This window comes from Bdellovibrio bacteriovorus, assembly GCF_002208115.1.
In the GTDB taxonomy this organism is placed as follows: domain Bacteria; phylum Bdellovibrionota; class Bdellovibrionia; order Bdellovibrionales; family Bdellovibrionaceae; genus Bdellovibrio; species Bdellovibrio bacteriovorus_C.
Map to the genome: position 1 here is coordinate 1932599 of NZ_CP020946.1, position 22679 is coordinate 1955277.

At 50.3% G+C, this 22679-nt stretch carries 22 protein-coding genes; 7 read left to right on the forward strand and 15 right to left on the reverse strand.

Annotated elements, in window-relative coordinates; all coding sequences use genetic code 11:
- Nucleotides 1-29: 29 nt before the first annotated feature.
- Together B9G79_RS09265 and B9G79_RS09270 are read left to right on the forward strand one after the other, a co-directional pair.
- Nucleotides 30-728, forward strand: coding sequence for a YebC/PmpR family DNA-binding transcriptional regulator (locus B9G79_RS09265; RefSeq protein WP_088565267.1), 699 nt, complete (start codon nt 30-32; stop codon nt 726-728).
- Between the two features lie 164 nt (nt 729-892).
- Entirely contained in the window at nt 893-1210 is a 318-nt protein-coding gene (locus B9G79_RS09270; protein ID WP_088565268.1) for a hypothetical protein, read from the forward strand.
- A 74-nt stretch (nt 1211-1284) separates the two neighbouring features.
- Here the strand turns inward: B9G79_RS09270 and B9G79_RS09275 are convergent, their stop codons facing one another.
- The 5 genes from B9G79_RS09275 to B9G79_RS09295 form a co-directional block, all read right to left on the reverse strand.
- Nucleotides 1285-2154 (reverse strand): trypsin-like serine peptidase, encoded by an 870-nt coding sequence (locus B9G79_RS09275; RefSeq protein ID WP_088565269.1) that lies wholly within the window; start codon nt 2152-2154, stop codon nt 1285-1287.
- Nucleotides 2155-2225: 71 nt separating this feature from the next.
- Entirely contained in the window at nt 2226-2660 is a 435-nt protein-coding gene (locus B9G79_RS09280; protein ID WP_088565270.1) for a SufE family protein, read from the reverse strand.
- A 14-nt stretch (nt 2661-2674) separates the two neighbouring features.
- Nucleotides 2675-3487 (reverse strand): hypothetical protein, encoded by an 813-nt coding sequence (locus B9G79_RS09285; RefSeq protein ID WP_011164412.1) that lies wholly within the window; start codon nt 3485-3487, stop codon nt 2675-2677.
- An 8-nt stretch (nt 3488-3495) separates the two neighbouring features.
- A complete protein-coding gene (locus B9G79_RS09290) occupies nt 3496-4302 on the reverse strand; it encodes a phosphatase domain-containing protein (RefSeq protein WP_088565271.1) in 807 nt (268 codons plus the stop codon).
- Nucleotides 4303-4400: 98 nt separating this feature from the next.
- Entirely contained in the window at nt 4401-4871 is a 471-nt protein-coding gene (locus B9G79_RS09295; RefSeq protein ID WP_011164410.1) for a hypothetical protein, read from the reverse strand.
- A gap of 240 nt (nt 4872-5111) precedes the next feature.
- Here B9G79_RS09295 and B9G79_RS09300 point away from each other — a divergent pair, with 240 nt between their 5' ends.
- Both B9G79_RS09300 and B9G79_RS09305 read left to right on the forward strand, forming a co-directional pair.
- On the forward strand, nt 5112-5375 hold the full coding sequence (locus B9G79_RS09300) for a hypothetical protein (RefSeq protein ID WP_088565272.1): 264 nt from the start codon (nt 5112-5114) through the stop codon (nt 5373-5375).
- Nucleotides 5376-5459: 84 nt separating this feature from the next.
- Entirely contained in the window at nt 5460-5654 is a 195-nt protein-coding gene (locus B9G79_RS09305; protein WP_011164408.1) for a hypothetical protein, read from the forward strand.
- 56 nt (nt 5655-5710) lie between these two features.
- Here the strand turns inward: B9G79_RS09305 and B9G79_RS09310 are convergent, their stop codons facing one another.
- Both B9G79_RS09310 and mutS read right to left on the reverse strand, forming a co-directional pair.
- Nucleotides 5711-8020: an ACT domain-containing protein gene (locus B9G79_RS09310; RefSeq protein ID WP_088565273.1), complete on the reverse strand. Its 2310-nt coding sequence runs from the start codon at nt 8018-8020 to the stop codon at nt 5711-5713.
- A gap of 49 nt (nt 8021-8069) precedes the next feature.
- Entirely contained in the window at nt 8070-10571 is a 2502-nt protein-coding gene (gene mutS / locus B9G79_RS09315) for a DNA mismatch repair protein MutS (protein WP_232468512.1), read from the reverse strand.
- A 121-nt stretch (nt 10572-10692) separates the two neighbouring features.
- On the opposite strand from mutS, the gene B9G79_RS09320 reads away from it, so the two are divergent.
- Nucleotides 10693-11418, forward strand: coding sequence for a transposase (locus tag B9G79_RS09320; protein ID WP_198297996.1), 726 nt, complete (start codon nt 10693-10695; stop codon nt 11416-11418).
- Between the two features lie 52 nt (nt 11419-11470).
- Here B9G79_RS09320 and mpl read toward each other — a convergent pair whose 3' ends face one another.
- Genes mpl through B9G79_RS09345 form a run of 5 tightly spaced genes read right to left on the reverse strand, consistent with a single transcriptional unit; the run spans nt 11471 to nt 17460 of the window.
- Nucleotides 11471-12880 carry a UDP-N-acetylmuramate:L-alanyl-gamma-D-glutamyl-meso-diaminopimelate ligase gene (gene mpl / locus B9G79_RS09325; RefSeq protein ID WP_088565276.1) on the reverse strand — a complete coding sequence of 470 codons (1410 nt, stop codon included), beginning with the start codon at nt 12878-12880 and terminating at the stop codon, nt 11471-11473.
- Between the two features lies 1 nt (nt 12881).
- The gene (locus B9G79_RS09330; protein WP_088565277.1) at nt 12882-13943 is read right to left on the reverse strand and encodes a serine hydrolase domain-containing protein; all 1062 of its coding nucleotides are present in this window, start codon (nt 13941-13943) and stop codon (nt 12882-12884) included.
- Nucleotides 13943-14872, reverse strand: coding sequence for a S66 peptidase family protein (locus tag B9G79_RS09335; protein ID WP_088565278.1), 930 nt, complete (start codon nt 14870-14872; stop codon nt 13943-13945). The genes B9G79_RS09330 and B9G79_RS09335 overlap by 1 nt, the downstream gene beginning before the upstream one ends.
- Before the next feature lie 3 nt (nt 14873-14875).
- Nucleotides 14876-16159, reverse strand: coding sequence for an adenylosuccinate lyase (purB, locus tag B9G79_RS09340; protein ID WP_088565279.1), 1284 nt, complete (start codon nt 16157-16159; stop codon nt 14876-14878).
- Nucleotides 16156-17460, reverse strand: a complete 1305-nt coding sequence (locus B9G79_RS09345) for a hypothetical protein (protein WP_088565280.1) — start codon at nt 17458-17460, stop codon at nt 16156-16158. Before B9G79_RS09345 ends, purB begins: the two co-directional genes overlap by 4 nt.
- Nucleotides 17461-17633: 173 nt before the next feature.
- Between B9G79_RS09345 and B9G79_RS09350 the strand changes: the two genes are divergently transcribed.
- Both B9G79_RS09350 and B9G79_RS09355 read left to right on the forward strand, forming a co-directional pair.
- Nucleotides 17634-18188 carry a glutathione peroxidase gene (locus B9G79_RS09350; RefSeq protein WP_232468513.1) on the forward strand — a complete coding sequence of 185 codons (555 nt, stop codon included), beginning with the start codon at nt 17634-17636 and terminating at the stop codon, nt 18186-18188.
- A 110-nt stretch (nt 18189-18298) separates the two neighbouring features.
- Complete coding sequence (locus B9G79_RS09355; protein WP_088565281.1) at nt 18299-19069, forward strand: outer membrane beta-barrel protein; 771 nt, start codon at nt 18299-18301, stop codon at nt 19067-19069.
- Nucleotides 19070-19079: 10 nt separating this feature from the next.
- Here the strand turns inward: B9G79_RS09355 and B9G79_RS09360 are convergent, their stop codons facing one another.
- From B9G79_RS09360 to era, 3 genes are read right to left on the reverse strand one after another with little or no spacing between them, the layout of a single operon-like run.
- On the reverse strand, nt 19080-20447 hold the full coding sequence (locus B9G79_RS09360) for a sodium-dependent transporter (protein WP_011164397.1): 1368 nt from the start codon (nt 20445-20447) through the stop codon (nt 19080-19082).
- Complete coding sequence (der, locus tag B9G79_RS09365) at nt 20440-21789, reverse strand: ribosome biogenesis GTPase Der (protein WP_088565282.1); 1350 nt, start codon at nt 21787-21789, stop codon at nt 20440-20442. Before der ends, B9G79_RS09360 begins: the two co-directional genes overlap by 8 nt.
- The gene (era, locus tag B9G79_RS09370; RefSeq protein ID WP_088565283.1) at nt 21767-22678 is read right to left on the reverse strand and encodes a GTPase Era; all 912 of its coding nucleotides are present in this window, start codon (nt 22676-22678) and stop codon (nt 21767-21769) included. The genes der and era overlap by 23 nt, the downstream gene beginning before the upstream one ends.
- Between the last annotated feature and the right edge of the window lies 1 nt (nt 22679).

Here is a 22679-nt window from a genome sequence, read left to right on the forward strand (position 1 = left end):
AATATGTCCCAAGCCTAAGAAGGAGATATATGGGTAAATCATGGAAAAACGCCGGAAAAGTTGAGAAGGCTCAACAAAAAGGCCAAATATTCACCAAACTTGCGCGCGAGATTGCCGTTGCTGCGAAAGCTGGTGGCCCTGATCCCAATGCCAATGCTCGTCTTCGTATGGCGATCGATGCTGCCAAGAAAGTTTCCTGTCCGAATGACACTATCGAACGCGCGATCAAAAAAGGCGCGGGCCTTTTGGATGACGGCAAGGTGATCGAAGAGCTGACTTATGAAGGCTACGGTCCTCATGGCGTGGGTGTGATCGTGGAATGCCAAACCGACAACAAGCACAGAACCGCACCAGACATGCGTCACGCCTTTAAATCCCATGAAGGAAACATGGGTGAGACTGGTTCCGTAGCGTGGATGTTTGATCGCGTGGGTCTGATTGAAGGCACCAAAGACGGTTCTTTTGATCCGGACGAAGAAGCCATTGAAGCTGGCGCCAATGAAGTTTTCGCAGACGAAGGCACTTATGAGTTCTTCACCGCTGCAGACGATTTGGATGCCGTTCGTGAGGCACTAACCTCCCGCGGCTGGAAAATCACCAAAGGGGAATTGTCTTACAAAGCCAAGAACATCACCGAACTTTCCGACGAGCAAAGAAAAGACGTCGAAGAGTTCCTGAACTATCTTGACGATATGGATGACACTCACCGCGTTCACGCGACGATCTAAAAGTTCCAAAGGGAGGTCTCAAACCTCCCTTTTTTTTTTGCCCGACTTAAGGCGATCAAAATTCCTGTCTTTTAACAATCACAATCCTCGCAGCCCACCTCTTGCACTTGAGAAATACCAGCCTGCAAACTTGAGTTATAATGAAAGATGCAAAGGAGGTCGTTATGAAATTTGCCCTGTGGTTAACGGCTCTTCTGATGATCGTTCCTCAATTTGTCAAAGGGGCTCCTGAACGCATGACTTCTGATCAAAACGCGTCCAGCGCCACAGTGACAAATGAGGAACTGAAACGAAAACCAGCCAACACTCAGAAGGAATCCCCTCTTCTGCCCTGTGCAGGGGAAGCACATCGGGACAAACTGGGTGATATGGCCCGACTTGAAAGCACGACCCGCGACTGCCCTGCTGAAGGAGCTATTAAAGCTCAACCGATCAGACCCGCGGATCCTGCTGAACCAGGCCGTCCTCTGAGATATCAGTAGCGGCCCTGAAAAAACAAAAAACCCACAACTCGGAGGAAGCTGTGGGTTTTTCGTTGTTAAATCTTTAAAAAAAATTACTGCTTCAAGGCCTGAGAGATGAAAGAAATGTTTGTCACATCTTCACCACGGCAGCCTTCGTCCGTGCAACGATTGCTGACTGTGCACTGATTTACGCGGTCATAGGCGAAGTCCTGTGCGCCACGAACAAGGATTCCCACGATTTCATTTGTGCGGGCATTAAACACAGCAGAACCGGAGTTCCCACCATAGGTGTCCAGATTAGTGACGAAGTAGCCGTTCTTTTGAGAACGAACTTTCGCACCATCGGCAATCTTGGTTGGCAGACCGGATGGGTGACCCACCACATAGATATCATCGCCCGGCTGTACCGGAGTCGACTGGATCGTCAGAACGCGGTGACCACGAACCGGTCTGTCCAGGCGAACCAGGGCATAATCCTGAGCGGAAGTGTATTCGCGCGCCACGATCTCTTTGCAAGTGTAGACATCGTCAGCCGCGATTGTTTGCGGAGCTGTTTTCGCATCCAGCATACGGAAGCCGAAAACAAAACTGTAAGTGGCGCAGTCTTTGGTGCTGATACAGTGACCAGCAGTTGCGATCAGATCCTCACCCACCAGAGAGCCTGAACAGTTCGCGGCTGTCGGCTGATCAAAGAACGGCTCAGATTTACACAGATCCAATTCATGACCATAGGTTGTTGTGTTGATTTTGAAGTTGCCTTGAGCATCACGCACCACAGAGCGCGAAGGAATCAACGCCACGGTAGAGTCCGCGATTTCACGAATGTCAGCGCGCTGGACTTGGTACACGTCCACACGGTTGTCTTCGCCATAAATAACTTTTGGAGTGATATTAACAAAACCGACTGAGAACGTTGCTGCAACCGCGACACTGATGGACGCGACCAATGAATTCCTTTTCACTTTGTCCCCTCTGGACGCTCATCATGAACATCCACCATTACAAGTTTGTGTAATGTGACAGGGAAAGACAACTATTTTTTTGTTTTTAACAAATAATCGAAGGCCGTTGCATAAAGCTTAATTTGCTTCAGCATCGAGTGAAGACCGTTGGCGCGACTGGGAGACAAATTTCCTTCAAACCCCAAAGCTTTCAAAAATTCTGGCGGCGTCGCTAAAATCTCTGACGGAGTGGAGCCGGAGTAAACATTCAAAAGCAAACCCACCAGACCCTTCACGATCAAAGCATCACTGTCACCCTGAAGCAGAACCTGCCCCTGATCATTCAAGGACGCTGACAACCAGACCTGGGACTGGCAGCCTTTAACCACGTTCTGCTCAGTCTTCAAAGACTCGGGCATTTCCGGCAAAGCCTTCCCCATGTCGATGATCTTCTTGTAGCGGTCTTCCCATTGCGCAAGGGCTGAGAAATCCTGGATAACCTTGTTTTGTTTTTCTTGAATAGTCATATATCTAACCCTGCTTATTCACTTTTCAGTTTGGGAAGTATGGTGAATAGCTCTTCTTCCAGAGACTGTCCCTGCTCACCGATCAATTCATGGAAGGCACTTTTATCCAAATTAGCCACAATCTCAAAGCTCTTTTTATAAAAGCCCTCTTGATCATCATAATACCCGTTCCACAGCTCGCGAGAGAGCTTTTCCGGGATCACCCAGGACTTTTTTTCGGCCGCTGTGCCGTCAAATCGATTGTGATAGTCCAACAAAGTCATCACCTGGCGCGGGGAAAAATCCAGCATCGCCAGGGCCTCTTCCAACAGGGCCAGTTCCACATACCAGAGATAATTACTGAACTTTTCCCAGAATTTCAGACCCGTCTTCCCGTAAGAGCTTTTGCAGAAGAACGTCGTGCAGACAACCCCACGGTTGCGCCACACATTGCAGTTCTGGCTTTCCTTGTTGTAATACGGGCACAACCAGTCTTCCCGCTGACCGAAGTCACCTTCTTCACGGTTGTTGAACTGGACCTGGTATTTTACCGGCGCCACCAAACCAATCGGAAGTGCGTATTCACGGCGCTCAATCTTGTCGCGGAAGATGCGGTGAGCTTCGGTGGCGCTGCTGTCCAGGAAGGTCGCCCCGACCATATAGTTCGCCAAAAAAGGATGGAAGGTGCAGCACTTCAGATCCGCGCGATAATGAATCTTGGCCTTGTTCTGCGGGCGCGACATGGCGCAGGCATCACAGGTGGCCTTTTTTTCTTCCGGCGCGAAATTCAGAATCTCGCGCGGCAGTATGTTTTCATAAATGCGGGGAAGCTGGTACTTTAAAAGCATGGATCCTCTTACGGGCGAAGCTTGCAGCGGCTGACAATACGGTCTTTAACGCTTTTCACGCCATCAAAACGGGTGATCGCATCATCCCACTTCCACACCATATCACGGCAGTTCACAAAATACGGGAACGCGACTTCGCCTTCGGCGGTGTAGTTGGGCTGTTCAAGAATTTTAGGCAAAACGGCCTTGATCAGAGTCTGAACCGAGGACGCCTTCAGCACGCCGGCTTTTTCCAGATCCAGGGCCACTTCGACGGGAGTCACAAAACCAGTCTGCCCCTCCTGCATCATCTGCGGGGTCATCAGCAAAATACTGGCCTTCGGGTACACGATACGAATGAACTGATGAAACTCCACATTGCGGGCCGCGAATTCCTCTGAGATCTGTTTGTAGATTTCGGGATCCTGCTCGCCATTGTCGCCGACAAAGATGACTTTATCCGGGCGGACTTTTGCCATGACCTCTCTGAGGGTGTAGAGCTTGTGCACGTCAGAATCATAATTGGTGCGATTGATATACTCCCCGTCCGGATAGTTTCCATTGGCCAGGAATTTACGGTGAGTGCGCCCCATAAACCAATCCGGGGCACGGGACAGATACACAATTTCAAGATCGGGCTGATCCTGGGCGATCAGATGATACAGCTCACTCATACCGGCAAAACGGCTTTGGGAGTCAAACGCGTATCTGGCGGCTTCCGACAGATCCTTTACGTGGGCCAGTTTGATCGTGTCATCGACATCACTGACCAAAAGAGTGCGCGCCTGGGCTGACAGCCCCACAAACAGCACAATAAAAGCAATCCATGTTTTCATTGGTTAAACCTCCGATTAGCGAAGGTTCTATAACAGAAAAGGCCCTCACTCAAAGGGCCTTTTTCGGGGACAAAGTAATTACAGGAAATGGTGCGAAACTAAACGCCGTTGGCGTTAAATTTCATCACAAATCGCTCTGGTGTGGCCTCAATCAGGAACAGGCCGTCGCCGTCACGGAAGGAGAAGCGATTGTCCTGGGTGTGGAACTGCTCAAACAGGGCGCGAGCCTCAGCCCCGCGGGCCTCGAAATGCGCCATTCCCGGACCAATGCGCGCCAAAGGTGACTGATGGATGTAAATGGCACAATGATAGTTGTTTTCACCTTTGCGGGCACAGATGAAATTAAGCACTTTCTGAGGAGCTTCCAGCACCTTTCCGCGTCCCACCATGGAGTCCTGCTCTGGCCTGTTCATGGCCTCAAAAAGCACATGCGGAGAGCTGTCATTGGAGCCATCATACATGACCGAGGCGATATTCACGATCAACTGCATTCCCAGAAACTGACCACGGGTTCCGGCTTGAGAAGTCGTCGCCGTCAGAAGCAAAAGCGCAAAAAGAAAAACTCTCATAGAAACGTCCTTGTTGGTTTTTATCAAAGCTTAGCAGTGTCCAAAAGTTTATCAACCGCATTCCCTAACATGTCACCTGTCGACTTCCTACATACCCCTTTGAGACGCCTCACTATGAGATGAAATACATTAGTTATTTCGATATGTTATAAGGCATTTTTATGGCATGCGGGCCGATTCTCTGGCGCACCCCTTGCTCTATGTAAAAGCAAGAACATTAATCCTGATCAAGGGGGACTTATGAAAACATTCATCACCATCGCAATCCTGGCTTTCTCTTGCACTTCTTTCGCATGGAGCAGCCGTGATGCCGCCTCTAAAGAATACACGTTTAAATACAATCTTTCCGGCCAGACTCTGGAACTTAAAAAATCCGCGGGCAGCTATGAAGAAGCCTATGAACAAGCAGCCCAACAGTGCTTCAGCTTCTACAAAGGTGCTGGCAAAGTTTCCGAAGACCGTGGTCTGGACATCATCGACGTTTGCGCCAACCCACGCTCCTAAGACGCGCCGCACTCATGAACCTTGCTATCTTGCTCGAGCCCCCTTGCTCGCTTATATTGGGATAGCAATCGAATGAGGTTATAAATGGGTATTCTGAAGTCCATCGGTCAATTTTTGGTAGGTAAAGATCCAGACATCTTTGATGAAAAGGGTCAGGTCTCTCACAAACTTCCTAAGAAAAAATGGGAAGCTTGGCACAACCGCACCAAAACAGATCCAGAATATAACTGGAGAAACCACACCGGCATCACTGGTGCGGCAAAAAAGAAAAACAACTAGTTTGTTGTTGAAATGAAAAGAGCCCTCGCAGGGCTCTTTTTGTTTTTAGGGATGTCCTAAGAACCCAATCGCTCCGACAAAGTCTTCACCAGCTCCTGCGCGTCGCCTGATGGCTTCACCACAAAGATATCATCCACCTGACGACCCCACGTGTGCACACGCGCGGACCTGATACTCATACCGGCATCACTCAAAGCCTTGGCTGCAGAGGCCAGCAGACCCGGCTGATCGGCCCCTTTAAAACTCACAACCCATTCCTTGTCATCTGCGCTGACAATCTGAATCGTATCAAACTTCACGGCCGGCACGGGTTTGCTTTGCACGGAGGCGTTTTCAATCATTTTTGCCAGCGCCGCAAGATTGCGGGAACTCGTCACCTGGAACCAGTCATAGACACCCACCTTCGGCAGCGTATGAATGGAGGCGTGGCGGATTCCCAGACCCAATGAATACAACTGGCCCACGTAATCACTTAAAAGACCGCGACGGTCTTTTTTGTCGTGGAAGCGGATCCACAGCTCCCCCTTGCGGGTTTTTAGCATGCGTGGTTTTAACGACACTTCGCTGGTTTCGGCTTTCTTCAAGTCATCCACCAGATCCGTTAAAGAAACACTTTCAAGCAACTGAAGGCCCAGTTCCTCCACCACTTCAGCACTGAGGTTCAACTTCTTGCGTTTCTTTAACGACTCGAAATCAAAATAGTTCTGCGCACGTTTGGATTGAAGATTTAAGACCAAGTCCTTTAAAAGTTTCGCCTTCCAGTCATTCCACGCTTCGGGATTGGTGGCGCGAATGTCGATCGCGGTGAACAGCGCCAAGCGTAGAAGGCGGGCTTCAGAAATGCCTTTTTCACGCAGCTCCTGCCAGACCTTGGGGTCTTTCGGATTTTTGCGGAAGGCCGCTTGTGAAAGCTCCAGATGGTTTTGCACCATCCACTTCACTTCGTCCGTGAAAGCTTTTGAAAATCCGTAGCTTCGGAAATCTCGCTCAACAATCATCACGCCCAAGTCTGAATGGTGCTCGGCACTTTCAAGACCCTTGGCAAGATCGTGATACAAGCAGGACCAGGTCAGAATCTTCCAGTCTTCCTTGGTCAAATCCTTGCTGATAAATTTCAGCGGCCCCAGCTCTGAAGGTTTTTTATAGATACGTTTTACTTCACGACATGCCTGCATGATGTGGGAATCTGCGGTGAATCTGTGATATTGATCGTGCTGAACATAGCCCACCAGACGGCGGACCTCTGGCACCAGCTTGTCGATCAGGCGTGAACGAAACACGCTGACCAGGAACTCGTCGGATTCCTTTACGTCCAGGACTTCATCCAAAGCTTTACCGCGGCGTTTGGCCATGGTTTTCACCAGCTTATCAGGGATGAGTGAATCCAGATTCTCGCGGACTTTCTTTTGCACCAGAACGCGCGAACTCTTATGTAACGCAGCTAAAAAATCCTCGAACTTTTTAAAAGTGCCACTTTCAATTTTGCGCAGATCTTTTTCCGAGGCCTCAGCAACCTCGACGATCCAGTCTGAATAGAAGCTCACACGGGAAAGGCCTCTTTGCAGGCTGCGCATGAAATCCTTGTGCGACTTAAAGCCCATCCATTTCCCCAGATCAAACTGCACCGCGCTTGAAAGGATGTCGCTATGACCATCCAGATGAAGCTTCTGGCGCAAGCTTAGGAAGTAACTGCGATAGTACTGCAGCACATTCAGGGCGTGACCGGGGTTGTTGAATTTCTCGGCGAACAGCTCATAGATCTGCAGGCCCTGCTCCAGATCCCTCAGCCCCCCGGGGCCGAATTTAATATTGGGCTCCAGATAGTTGGTGATGGAGTCAAAACGCTTCTCGCGATTCTTGCGTTCGTCTTTGACAGCTTTCAGCAGAATGCGACGGAAGTGCTTTTTACGGGCCCAGATGTTCTTTTGCTGTTCAAACAGCTTACGGGCCCCTTCGGCGGTCAGTGGTTTAGCTTTTAAAAGCGCCAGAATGTCGAAGGCTTCAACCCCTTCGGTCCAGTCTTCCATGTTCAGGGGCATGCGATAGCGAAGCTTTAAACCGCGCTCATGCAAATGATCAGTGAAGGCTTTGACTTGCGCTTCATCGCCACAAAAAAGGATGTCGATATCGGATTTGGGACTCAATTCACCGCGGGCCCAGGACCCCAGCATGATGGGATGAGTGTCGCGCCACTGTGGATTTTCTTTCAGGATTTCTTCTAATTTGGTGCCCAGCCAGTGGGAAAGACTTTCCGAGGAAAAACAAAACACCTGGCGCACATCCCCGTCCGGTGTCATCAGAGGGGGAGTCAGGATTTCCTGCGCCTGTTGAAACTGCTCGGCTGTCAAAAACGTCTTGTGGGCCATAAAGTCCTCTGACTTTAAAGGATCACCGAATTTGCCAGCCGACTCAAGTCTAAACGCGCTCGACGATCTCTTTCCATTTAGCGACCTGATTCATAACATCCAAAGGACTTGTCTGCATCAGTGGGAACTTTTGCAGCTCTTCCATCAGGGACTTCATGGTCTCACCACGGCGGGCTGTTTCCGGATCGACAGCCTCAACCGCCTCGATGTAGGGCTCTTCAGCAGTCAAAGAATCCAGAAGCGACAACTGGCTGCTGGCTTGAACACGTTTGGATTCGATATCACGCAGAAGGCTTTTTGCACGCTTGGTGACGGTTGCTGGCAAGCCCGCAAGCTCGGCCACCTGAACCCCGTAGGATTTCAAAGCCGGGCCTTTTACAAGGGTATGAAGGAAGCGGATTTCGCCGTTTCTTTCCGCCACTGTCATGTGGGCGTTGGTGATCTGACCGAAGCTCTGATCCAAGGACGTCAGTTCGTGGTAGTGAGTGGCAAAGAAGGTCAAAGCCTTCACATCACTCAACAGATGCTCAAGGATGGATTGTGCCAGGCACATGCCGTCAAAGGTGCTGGTCCCGCGACCCACTTCATCCAGAATCACCAAAGAATCTTTGGTGGCATTTTTCAGCATCGCGGAGGTTTCAGTCATCTCGACCATGAATGTGGAAAGACCTTCAGACAACTGATCACTTGCCCCGATACGGGTGAAGATCGCATCAAAGATCGGCATTTCAGCCTCATCACACGGAACGAAAGAACCCATCTGCGCAAGAATGGCATTCAAAGCCACCTGACGCATCAATGTGGATTTACCGGCCATGTTGGGACCTGTCAGCAACAGGCAGGAATGCTGGCGAAGCTCCAGGTCGTTGGCAACGAAGTTCTTTTTCACGGTTTGTTCAACCACCGGGTGGCGGCTGGCTTTCATTTTCAAAGAACCGTCTGCAGAGAATTTCGGACGGACGTATTTTTCCTCAAGGCTCAGCCATGCAAGGCTTGCCACCACGTCGACTTCACTGCACTCGTGCGCCAGCGCCAAAAGACCCGGACACTGAGCCAGGATTTCTTTACGAAGAGCTTCAAAGAATTCAAATTCCAGATCCGCACGCTTAGTGTTGGCGCTAAGAACTTTTCTTTCAAGTTCGATCAGTTCATCTGTGCAATAGCGTTCTGCATTGGTCAAAGTCTGCTTGCGCTGATAGTGCGCCGGTGCTTTGTCCTTATGGGAATTGGTAATTTCGATGTAATAGCCAAAGACGTTGTTATAACGGATCTTCAGACTGGAAATACCGGTCTTTTCTTTTTCCTCAGCTTCCATGCGAGACACCATGGCCTGCGCATTGGTGGAAAGCTCAATCAGCTCATCCAGTTCCGGAGACACACCATTACGGATCAAATAACCCTGCTTGGTCGCCAAAGGTGGATCTTCAACCAGGGTGCGCTCGATTTTATAAGCCAGCTCGCGCAGGCCCTCAAAGTTCGCTTTGCCACCGGTGGCGTGAACCAGGACTTCCAAAGCACTGATTCCGGCGTGCACGCTGCCCGCCAAAGCCAGCAGATCACGACCATTACACTGAGGCTGGGAAATCTTACCCAGACGTCTTTCGATATCGCCCATCTGACCCAGGATCTGACGAACACGTTTAAGCTCCAGAACATGATTTCGCCAGAAATCAACAGAGCTCAGACGCTGCTCGATTGCGTTCAGGTCACGCAATGGGAAGCTCAACCACTGACGCAGCAAACGGCTGCCCGCAGAGGTCTGCGTGCGGTTGATGGCGTGGAACAAGCTGCCCAGACCTTCACCTTTGTAGGTCGAGAAAACTTCCAGGTGACGAAGTGTCGTGCTGGAGATTTCCAGACGGTGCTCAAGATCACGCATCACAAACGGAGAAATGGTCGCCAGGGATTCTTCGCCAGACATATTGCCGACATAAGAAACCAAACGAGCTGCCGACATCGGCGCCTCGTTTTTAAGAAGCGGATGCAGCAGATCTGCGATGTCTTCGTGATGACTGATCAGCACACCATCCACACCCGTCAGCAGGGATTCATCTTCTTTAGCGATCACAATCTCTGCCACCGGCAGAATCTGCAGGAAGCGCAAGAGCTCTGTGGTCTTTTTAGAGCGGAAGAAGAACGCCTCGCCCGTTGTTGTATCCAGGAAGCTTAAAGATTCGGAATCAAGGCTGACCAGATAGTGCGGTTTTGTGCCGTCCAGAGTGTCGGAATCATAAACCATCCCCGGCGTCAGAACGCGGGTCACACCACGCTTCACGATACCTTTGGCAAGTTTCGGATCTTCCAACTGATCACAGATGGCGATCTTGAATCCCGCAGCCAGAAGTTTATTGATCGGCCCTGCGATAGAGTGATGAGGCACTCCGCACATCGGCGTTTCGTCCTGGGATTTTTTATTTCTTTGAGTCAGTGCAATTCCCAGCACCGGAGCTGCTTTCACAGCATCATCAAAGAACATCTCAAAGAAGTCCCCCATACGGAAAAGAAGGATTTTATCTTGATGGACAGATTTGATGTCCCAGAACTGTTTCATGAGCGGCGTAAGATTCGACATAGGCCAAAAAAACTAACGAAACCCAGCCCCACTTTCACCCAAAAAACCCAAATAACGCACCGCGCCCCTCAAAAGGTACCTGGTTACTTTTGCAGAAGCGTTGCGCCGAAATCCAGACACTCCGCCGCTCCATAAATTGCCTATTTTGCCGTCAGATTTAGCCTCTTTTTTGCAAAACAAACTTGCCATGCCTAGAAAGATAGTTCCGGCCTCGGCCGATCACCCATATCACATTGTTGCTCGCGCCCGAAACCGCGAGTGGTTTCCAATTGCACGTTCAGAGGTTTGGGCCATCATGGAGGACTATCTGTTCTTTATATCCCATGCGTATGGAATTGAAATTCTATCGTTTGTTCTCATGGACAACCACTTTCACATGATAGCCCGTGATCCAAAGCAGAGCCTCGGCGAAGCAATGAACTATTTCATGAAAGAGACCAGCCGGCATATCAGTTTCAGAGCAGGAATGATCAATCAGATCTATGGAGGCAGATATCACAAGACCTTGATCAACAGTCCTCTCTACTATCTGCATGCCTACAAATACGTTTATAGAAATCCCGTCGAGGCAGGGCTATGCAATCAAGTTCAGGACTACCCACATTCAACACTGGCTCTCTCGCTGGGTATGCACCGACTGGGTTTTCCGATATATCCAGACAACACTCTTTTTGAATCAACAGACTCAATTTTGTCCTGGCTAAACTCAGCCCCAGATCCCCAAGACAAGGAGATAGTGCAAAAGGCTCTTCGAAAATCAGAGTTTAAAATTCCTACAACAAGAAAGAATCAGCGACCGCATCGGCTCACCTCTCTACCTTACTAAGATCAGGAAAGAAGACCGACGCGGCGTTTATGCAAAAGTAAGCAGGTACCTTTTATTCGAGGGCTTTTAGGAGTTTGGTGTAGATGCCGTCGAAGCCGCCGTTGCTCATGATCAGGATGACGTCGCCTTTGTGGGCTTTGGATTTCAGGGCTGCGACGATGTCGTCGGCTGTGTCGAAGTCCGCTGCGGTCACTTGGGATTTCTTGAGGTCATCGACCAATTCATGCGTGGAGAAACGGTTTTCTTCGTCGATCTTGGTTTGATCGAAAGCTTTTGCCAGAAGAACTTCGTGAGAGCCTTTGAAGGCCTCCACATAGTCTTTCTGGAAGACTTTACGACGGGATGTTGCACTTCGTGGCTCAAACACCGAGAACACCTTGCGGCCCGGATATTTCTTCTGAATGCCTTTCACCGTTTCACGCACCGCTGTTGGGTGGTGGGCGAAATCTTCAATCACCAAAATACCGTTCGGCTCACCCAGAATCTCCTGACGGCGCTTCACACCTTCGAAAGACTCCAGCGCAATCTGGATGCGGTTTTCAGAGAAGCCCAGCATTTTGGACATCGCCACCACCGCCGTCGCATTCAGAACGTTGTATTCACCGGTGATCTGCATGGCATAAGGGCCCAGAATCTCACCGCGGTGATGAACCTCAAAGCCCAGACCATTGGCATTTTGGAACATGATCTTCGCGCGGAAATCCGCCTCCGCCCCAAAGCCGTAAGTGAAAGAGTTCTTGCACTTGGCAAGCTTGCGAAGTTCCATGACATTGGCGTCTTCCGCACAAGCCAGCAAAGTTCCATTTTCAGGAATCAGCTCCATCAGGCGCGCGAAAGATTTCTTCACGTCGTCAAGGTCCTTGTAAATATCCGCGTGGTCAAATTCCACAGAAGTCAGAACCACGTGTTTTGGACGGTAGTGAATGAATTTTGGAACTTTATCGAAGAAAGCCGTGTCGTACTCATCACCCTCGATGATGAAGTAATTGCCTTCCGGATTTTTGAAACTTTGAGAGAAGTTCTTCGGAATCCCCCCGATCAGGAAACCCGGTTTTACTCCGGCATTTTCCGCCACCCAGGCCATCATGGAAGTGGTCGTGGTTTTTCCGTGAGTCCCGGAGATCACAACGCTTTCACGATTTTCAATGATGAACTCTCCCATTGCTTTTGGCAGGGAGGTGTACGGAATCCCCAGCTTCATCAGCTCTTGGGCTTCTTCGTTGTTCGCGGAAATCACGTTCCCCACGATCACGAAGTCTGGCTTCGGATGCAGGTTTTCGGCTTTGTAGCCTTTCATGATATTGATGCCCAGATTTTCCAACTGGGTCGACATCGGAGGATAAGGATTGGAATCGCTGCCGGTGATTTTAAAGCCGCGGTCTTTCAAAAGACCTGCCATGGAGGCCATCGCCGTCCCGCAAATACCCATCAAGTGAATGTGACTGCCTGGTTTGATATTCATCTTAAAGTCCACTTCTTCTGTAGTTTTCAACAATCCAATTATGAATTTCCGGACGCAATTTGCCAAAGGCTTTGTTATCAGATCCGTACAAGACCCGGTTGGACAGAATGATCACACTCAAATCCATCTTGGGATCATACCAAACGGAAGTTCCCGTAAAGCCCGTGTGCCCAATGGAATCCAAAGAGAAATATGTCCCGCAGCTTGCAGAACCCGGAGTCGGCATCATGTAACCCATGGCCCAGTCACCCTTGCCTTCCGGCAAAGCTCTTTTGGCAAACAACTGGGCTGTCTTCTGACGGATGGAATAACGGGCAATTCCCATCAAGTGCGAACGCAGATGCAAAGAGAACCAGCCGGCATCGTCAATGCTGCCAAACAGGCCCGCATGGGTGGAAACCCCGCCCAAAGACCACGCATTCAAATCATGCACTTCGCCCTGAACCAGTTTGCGGCGAACCGGACATTCCTCGGTCGGCGCATACAAAGAGGTTTTGTGAACAGGCTTGTTATCCGGATGGAACTCCAAGGTCGTGCCCAGATAGAATTTGTTTTTGATGTCCGTCCAGACATCATCCAAAGACTTGTCGTAAAGTTTTTCAATGACGAACCCCAAAAACAGGAAGCCCACGTCAGAATATACCGCCGTGTCTTGCTTCTCAATTTTCAGATTCTGCAGCATGCCCTGCAACTGTTCACGGCGTTTATCGCGCGGCAAAGTCGTGTTGATCTCCTGATACAGCGGCAACCACCACGCCAGCCCTGAACTGTGAGTCAGAAGCTCGGTGATGCGGGTTTCTTTGTGCGCAAACCAAGGCAAAAGATCCGCCACTTTGGTTTCAAAGTTCCACTTACCAGCCTCAAAGGCCTGAATCATGGCTTGAGTCGTGAAAATAACTTTCGTCAAACTAGCCAGATCGTAATAGGCATACGTGTTACCCACGGCCACATCACAGATGATTCGCCCGCCCTGATAAGCACGCACCATCACACCCGGAGTGGTGTCACGAATACGGTCTTCAAGTTGAGTGATCAGATTTTTTTCCAGTACAGAAAATTTCATTATGGACGTCCTCCGGTATCGATTGTCAGAACGGTGCGGTTGTTTGCCACCACCAGTTCACAGGGAGTATTAAAGGGCACAGGTCGTTGCACCGGCGCATGTCCGGCTTCAAGACCCTTAAAGAGCGGAATTTCCAAATCCGCAGCCCAGCGTTTAAAGACCAATTGAGTTTTATCTTCGGTGCCATTGGGTTCGTTGCCACCAATGAAATCACCCAGCACAATGCCGTGGCATTTTTTCAGAATGCCGGCCTGACGAAACTGTTCAAACATGCGATCAATGCGATAGCCGCGTTCGCCGATATCCTCAACAAACAGCAGTCTGCGATCCGCATCAACCTGCCAAGGCGTTCCCAGCGTGGACTGCAAAACCGTCAGATTGCCTCCCACGATTTTCGATTTCAGGCTTTTCACCTGGCGAGCGACTTCGTTCATAGGTTTCAATTTCTTGAATTCAACCTGGCGGGTTTTTCCAAACAAAATGTCATGAATTTCTTTTTCATGTTTGGCAGAAACCAGATTGCGTCCCAAACGATCCAACAGAGGCGCATGCAGGCTGGACCAGCCCCATTCCTGATTCACAAAAGTGTGCAAAGAGGAAATGTCACTGATACCGATCAGCAGTTTCGGTTCTTTGGGCTTTTTCATTTTCGCCAAGAACGGGATCAGACGATTGCTGCCGTAACCACCGCGCAGACACCAGATCACGCGGGAATCCTTGGACTCGATAGCAGCCTTCATAAACTGCCAGCGCGCCTCATCTTCATGAGCATGCAAAAAGTGCGGCTTGATGATGCCCTTGGGGATGCGCGGCTGCAGATTCCACTTTTCCAGGAATGCACGCGCCCCTTCCACCTCTTCGGGTTTGGACGGATAGCCCGGAGCCACCACATCAATCACATCATTTTCTTTCAAAAACTTCCAGGTCATTGTCTACACTCTCTTGATGATGTCTTTGATGGCTTTTTTGTGTTTCTTGCCGGTGAAGATCTCGTCGATCTCTTTGGGTTTCAAAAGTTTCTGGATCTGCTCATCCACCAGAAGTTTGTCTTTCAAATGCTCCCCGTAAGACAGGGAATGACACAGACGCTGCACCAATGCGTAGGCATCCTCACGGATCATTCCTTTTTGAATCAGGGCCAGCAGCACGTGGGAGCTGAAAATCTGCCCCTGGGAGCTTTCGATATTGTCCATCATGCGTTTCTTGTTCACATCCAGACCATCCAACAAAATGCTCATGCGGTTGCAGGCATAGTCCGCCACAATAAAGGCATCCGGGAACACCACGCGTTCAACCGAAGAATGGCTGATATCACGCTCGTGCCACAATGCCACGTTCTCAAATCCGGCAATGGCATAACCACGCAACAAACGGGAAAGGCCGGTGATATTTTCCGCACTGATGGGGTTTTTCTTGTGCGGCATCGCCGAAGAGCCTTTTTGCCCCTTGGTGAAACCTTCAGTCACCTCACCCACATCACTGCGCTGAAGATGACGAAGTTCCACTGCCAGACGCTCAAGACCCGTTCCAAACAAAGCCAAGGCCGAAAGCATTTCCGCATGACGGTCACGCGGGATCACCTGGGTGGCGATGGTTTCAGTTTTAAGTTTTAGTTTCTTTGCCACCAAAGATTCAATCTTCGGAGCTTGCGATGAATAAGTCCCCACCGCACCGCTCAGCTTGCAGATCATCATGTTATCAAGAGCGGCTTTCACCCGTTTTTTATTGCGTTGGGTTTCAGCAAGGAAGCCGGCCATTTTGAATCCGAACGTGGTCGGCTCTGCGAACATCCCGTGAGTGCGCCCCGCGCACAGCGTTTCAGCGTGCTTGGTCACCAAAGACTTCAGGGACTTTTCCAGGGCATCGATGGATTTCATAAGAACCACACCCGCCTCGCGCACTTGCAGACTGAAGGCCGTATCCAGCACATCCGAAGAAGTCATGCCGTAATGAATGAACTTGCCCTGGGGGCCGACGTTTTCAGCCAGATTGGAAACAAACGCGATCACATCGTGTTTGGTTTCGCGTTCGATTTCAGAAATTCTTTTCACATTGAAGCGAGCTTTTTGAGCGATGACCTTGGCTGCGTTCTTGGGAATGATACCGAGCTGGGATTGAACCTGCGCCACGGCAATTTCAACTTCCATCATTTTTCCGAACTTGTGGTCGGCGTCCCAAAGAAGGCCCATTTCCGGGCGGGTGTATCTCTCAATCACGGATTTTGTTCCTTTCGCTTCTTCTCTTTTTGCTCTTTCAGAAGTTTTTCTTTCCACCAGTTCACAATTTGCAACTGGATGCGCTCATGATTGTCAAAGTAAGCGCCCCAACTGTAATGCGGCCATACTTCAGGCCCATCCAGATGAAGATTGCCAAAACCCGCGCGACCACGACGGGAGGTCTGTTTTTCCCCGAACACCGGGAAGCGTGAAGCTCCCAGTTGCGCATAAGTGTAGTAATACTCCTGCGGGAAACTGAGAATCTGCGGATCCGACAACGACATGCGCGCCATCAGCAGATTCTTCATGCGGTCACTGCGCACAGTCAGGTATTCTTTATTGAATCGCTGGACTGTCGGGATTCGCATCCACACGTCAAACTGATCTGCCAGTGAAGTTCTTTGCAGAACCATCATGTTTTCATGAGTCCATGGTGACGACAGATCATCAACCACCAGCATATGCAGCGGCAGACGATCGCGCTCAAAGCATTGCTGCAATCCCACCCGGTAACGAACCCAGCACCATTCAGGCTCCAGCGCCCCTTCCGGGAAGAAGTATTTCCCCAGACGCTCATTCAGGAAATACGTCTCTTCACTGGAAAGCATCCAGACGATCTGCTCCAAACGGAACAATCCCTGTTTTTCACCGGAAAGTTCAAGCCCGGTGATGGATTTGCCACCACCAAAGGACACGTCCATGATCTGATGCGGGCGCATGACTTCAACACCTTTGCTGGCAAGCCAGGTCAGGGATTTTTCAAGGCCATTGCGAGTCGCCTGACGAACCAGGAAAGAAGAAGACAGCGGTGCCGCCGCCCCGACGCAGGCTCCGCGGGCATTGGGAGCATAGGTGGTTCCAGACCACTGATGCGCCAGATGCAAAATCCAGCTCTGATCAAAACTCAAGGCCTCAAGATGCTTGTGCAGATTCTTAGCGGTTTTATCAGGACTGCTGCCGGCGATGAGTTCTTTGACTGGGGTTGCCAGTGAAGACTGATCCAGCTTGTACTTGCTGACCGGACCTTTAAATTCAAAAGGACCTTCCTTCAGCCACAAAGTAAAGCCGTTGGAAACTTCATCGTAAGGATCATCGGAATACAAACGCTCAAGCTGGGACTCGGAAATGCGTTCGTTGCGCAAAAATCCAAAAGGACCTTCAACGTCTTCCGAGGGCCACACACCCAGTTTCGAAGACACATCAACAAGAGTTGTTTTGATACCTTCTTTCGCCAAGGCCGCCGCCAGCCAGTGACCGCGACCAAATGCTGAAATCAAGATAACGGGACTGCCCAGTTCCATCGCCGAGATAATCTCCTGTTTTTGAAGTGAATTAGAATCCTAAAGGCTCTTAATGATTAGAAAATCACGAATTGATAAAGTCAAAGGTGCGCACTGCATCCAAAGGGTTTCCCAGGGCTTTTTCTTGTGAATTGCCCCCGCCCCCTCTAGAATACGAGCATCAAGGGGACACCATGCGTATTTTTACTCTTATCGCCCTCATTTTGTGCACTTCCTTTGCCTGGGCCAAGGACACACCCGCGAGCTTCTTTGATCTTTCCGCCAACTCGCTTTCCGGCAAAAAGGTCAACTTCTCCACATACCGCGGAAAGGTCGTTCTGGTGGTCAACACGGCTTCCCAATGCGGCTTCACACCCCAGTTAAAAGAGCTGGAAGAAATGTACAAAAAATACGCAGACCGCGGCTTTGTCGTTCTGGGCTTCCCATCCAACGACTTCAAACAGGAAAAAGGCACGAACGAAGAAGTTCAGACTTTTGCCACCAAGGAATTTGGCGTGACCTTCCCGTTGTTTGATAAGGCTCCGGTCAGCGGGAAGGACATTCAGCCGGTTTATCAATTCCTGACGACACAAAAGCCCGGTTTGATCTTCAAAGATGTGGCGTGGAATTTTGAAAAGTTCCTAATCAATCGCAAAGGACAGGTGGTTGAACGCTGGAGTTCGATCACCAAACCCTCCTCGGACTCCATCACCAAATCCGTGGAAAAAGCCCTGAACGAACCTCTCTAAAAAGTCCGGTGTCCCAAAGCGAGACAAATCGAAGATTTCTGGACTCCGTTTTGATACTTTGCTTTGAAGTTTTACCCCTTTTGATTCGATAATATCAGGAGGGGGACCTTGTGAAAACCACAGCTCGATCACTTACATACAGCCTTCTGATTTTACTTGCTTTGGGGCTTAGCCTACCCTCGAAATCCCTGGCCCAGTCTGATCACAAATCCTATCTGATTTCCCAAGTTGACGCGGACGAAGCTTACGACCCATTCACTGATTATTCTGAATTTGAAGAGGAATCCGACGAAGAGGCTGACATCAACTTCTTCCGCAATGGCCGCTTCTTCACGATTGGCTTGGCCGGCGGTATGCGCGGCTTTACCGGCAACTTTGCTGATGCCTATTCCTCGGCTCCGACTTTTGGTATTTTCCTGACTTACTTCTTTGACCTGCGCCTGGCGATGAGCCTGGGTTTCCAAACGGGCGACCACGCGGTGAAATTCACCGTTAACAACCAATCCAAAACTTACGAAGGGAACGTGTCTATCACGGCCGTGAACTTTGACTTGAAGTACTACATGAACACCCAGAACGTGACCCGCGGGCTTGCGGATCTGAATCCGTACATCCTGGGCGGCTTGGGGCAATTCTATCGCACTTACACGATTGCGGGACTTGATGGCTTCAGCCGTGACTCGACAATGGGTTTTGATATCGGTGCGGGTTTAGAGATCCCTTTGATGCGCAAAAAAGCCTACCTGGGCCTGCAAGGGACTTATCACTATGTGAACTTCAGCGACGAGAATAAGTCCTACGTGGACGGAACTGAAAAGCTGGATAAGAATCTGACCGGTGACTTCTATAACTTCCTGGTGATCCTGGGGATGAACTTCTAATCATCCCCGTCTAACTGACAAAGACCCCAATGACTTGCAGCAAAAGGCCCACGATAATCACCACCGGCCCTGCCCACTTCAGAACAAACATCCAATGCGGATACATGGAATAGCTGACGAACTTGTCCTTATCGACAAAACCCAGCTCTTTTTCCTTGTCCGAAACCCCGCGATTAAAGGCGATCAAAATACCCAGCGCCACCAGCGGTAGCAGCCAGTTGATCAGCAATGAATCCAGATTTTCGATCAACGAACGGCCCCCTACACGGATGTCCTTAAAGATCGAACTGGAAAGTGCCGGCAGAACCGTCAGCATCAAGGCAATCGCGCCGGAATACCAGGTCGCTTTGCCACGCTCCATTTCTTTTTTAGCATCCACCCAGTTGGACACGACAACTTCCAGCAGACCGATACTGGCATTCAGCGCCGCCATATAAAGACACGCAAAGAACGCCAGACCAAACAGCGTGCCCCCGCGAATTCCCAACAGGTATTTCGGCAGGACCTCAAACATCAACGCCGGATCCGTCAACGGCACGTTGGACGCCTGGAAAGCCACCGGGAAGATCATCACCACGGCCACCAGTGAAATCACCGTGTCCACGATCGTCACACGGAAGCCTGCCGTCGGAACGTGGTCCTCTTCACGCATGTAAGAACCAAAGGTCACCATCGTGCCAAAGCCCACTGAAAGCGTGAAGAACACATGCCCTAGTGCGTGGTTGATGGAATCCCAGCTCAGCTTTGAAAAGTCCGGATAAAACAGGAAGCGCAGAACTTCGGGAGTTGAAGGAAGTGAAAAAGAACGCATGACCAGAATAATCACCAGCACCGCAAACAACGGCATGGTGTACCCGATCCAGCGTTCCAACCCCTGCTGCACCCCTTTGACGACCACCACAACCGTGATCAGAATGTGCGCACTGGCCAACATCAACTGCAGCCAGCCGTTGGACATCAGCGCTGCCAGATTGGTTTTGTCAGTCAGTTGTTCGGGACTGGAAAATAACGACACCAGGAACTGGGTCAGGAAATGCAAAACCCAGCCGCTGATCACCGAATAATAAGACAGAACAACAATACTGACCATCACCGCCAGGCGCCCGACCCAGCGGAAATTCACACCGGTCTTGGCACTCATCTGCTGAGTGGCGACGATCACCGAACGGCGTGTCCCCTTACCCAGCATCAGTTCAGCAATCAGCAGCGGAGCCCCGATCGCCAAAGCCAGCAGACCATAAAGCAAAATGAAGGCACCGCCCCCGTTTTCGCCCACGACATAGGGAAAACGCCACAGATTCCCCAGACCACAGGCAGAGCCGATGGCCAGAAGATAGAATCCGTAGCGTGTTTTCCACGAGCCGCGTTTACTAGCCATTATCCGGTCCACCACGACGTGACTTCATACAGAAGATACGAATCGGCATCCCATGAAGATCCCAGTTCGTCTTAATGTGCTTAATCAGGAAGCGGCGATAAGAGTTCGTCACTCCATCCGGATGGTTCGCAAACGCGATAAATGCCGGCGGCTGCTGATACGTTTGAGTCAGATAATAGAACTTCACGTTCGTCGTACCCCATACCGGAGCCGGAGCTTTACGGATGGTTTCGAAGAAGAAGTCATTCAGTTCTGCCGTAGGAACACGGAAGGTCATCTGATGAGCGACTTTTTCAATCATCTCAAACAGGTCTTCCAGACCATAACCGGTCTTGGCACTGGTGAAGACAATATGCACGTCCGTGAAGAAGTGGAACACACGTTCAACCTGTTCACGGAAGGTCTTGCGGTATTCAGGAACTTCCTTACCACCCAAGTCCGATTTGTTCGCCACGACGATCACACCTTTGTGATCTTCCAGAATCGCCTGCATGATGCGCGCATCCTGATCTGTCGGACCCACAGTTCCATCCACCATCAACAGCACGATATCTGCGCGACGAATGGCCTCCTGGGATTTAAAGGCAGAGATGATTTCCAGATCCTCTTCACGTTTCGCAGAACGACGAAGACCGGCGGTATCAACCAAAGTGTACTTTTTTTCGTTGTAAATGAAAGGTGAATCGACAGAGTCAATGGTTGTACCGGCAACATCAGAAACGATCATGCGGTTGTAACCCAGGATCGCATTGCAGATAGAGCTCTTACCCACGTTCGGTTTACCGACGATGGCGATATTCATACCCTCTTTCACAGTTCCTGGATTTTCAGGGATCTGCGCCACAACCCACTCAAGGATTTCAGCCAGACCACGGCGCTGCTCGAAAGAGGCCGCAACCACGTCCACGCCGAACTCATAGAAGTCAGCCTTGGCCATGTCCTGATCCTGATCACTGTCGACCTTGTTGATCACCAGAAGGAACGGTTTACCGGTTTGTTTTGCGACGCGAATGATGTCACGGTCTTCAGGCACCAGGCCCACACGACCATCCATCACCGCCACGATCAGATCCACTGAGTGCAGGAACTCAGTCACCTGTTCTTTGATCAGCTTGGAGAAAATGTCGCCAGCTTCCGTGATACCGCCCGTGTCGATCAGGTCAAATTGTTTGCCCCAGATGTCGACCGGTTCGATCATGATGTCACGGGTAACCCCGGCCTGGTTTTTCACCACGGCTTTACGGGTTTCAGTGATGATATTAAACAATGTTGATTTCCCGACGTTCGGGCGACCGATGATCGCCACCTTCGGGGCGAAATCAGTCTTTACTGTCGACGACATATCCAAGCTCCTTCATCATGCGTTTATTGGAGAACCACTCGGGCTTGGCTGCCACGTTCAGGTCCAGGAAGATTTTCTCTCCCATCAGTTTTTCAATTTCCTTGCGGGCTTCCATGCCGATTTGTTTGATCAGGCTGGCACCTTTACCAATAACGATCGCCTTGTGGCTGTCTTTGGACACCACGATCTCCGCATAGATCTTTGGCACGGGCTTGGCGTCTTCTTCAAATTTCACGATACGAACCGCAATGGAATACGGGATTTCATGATGAAGGGCCTCAAAGCACTGCTCACGGATGATTTCCGCCGCCATCTCACGCACGTTTTCATTCGTAAACAGTTCCGTGTCATACAAAGGCGCCGGGGACTCTGGAAGCAGTTCCATAAACTCGATCAGAAGTGCTTCACGCTCTTCCTGATCGTTTTTGGAGTCCTTCACAGAAACCGAGAAGGCTTTTCCGCCCTTGTCCTCGACCATCTTGCGAAGAATCATCACACGGTGGGATTTTTCTTCGATATCCGTTTTGGTGATCACAGCCACCCAGGGTTTGCCGCTTTTGGAAACCAGGTCGATGACTTTTTCTGCGTTTTCCGGTTTTTCCTCGTCAACCGCAATGATCGCCAGCAAAGCGTCAGAGCTGTTGATAACGTCATGCGCTTCCTGAGCCAGGAAACCATTCAAGCCTTCATCGGCTTTGATCAAACCCGGGGCATCAACAAAGATCACCTGACCTTTATCCGTGCTCCAGATGCCCAGAATGCGGCGGCGGGTTGTCTGAGGTTTTGAAGAGACGATAGAGACCTTTTCGTCCACAAGGAAGTTCATCAGCGTGCTCTTCCCCGCGTTCGGCTGTCCGATCAGACCTAAAAATCCAGCTTTGTAACTCATC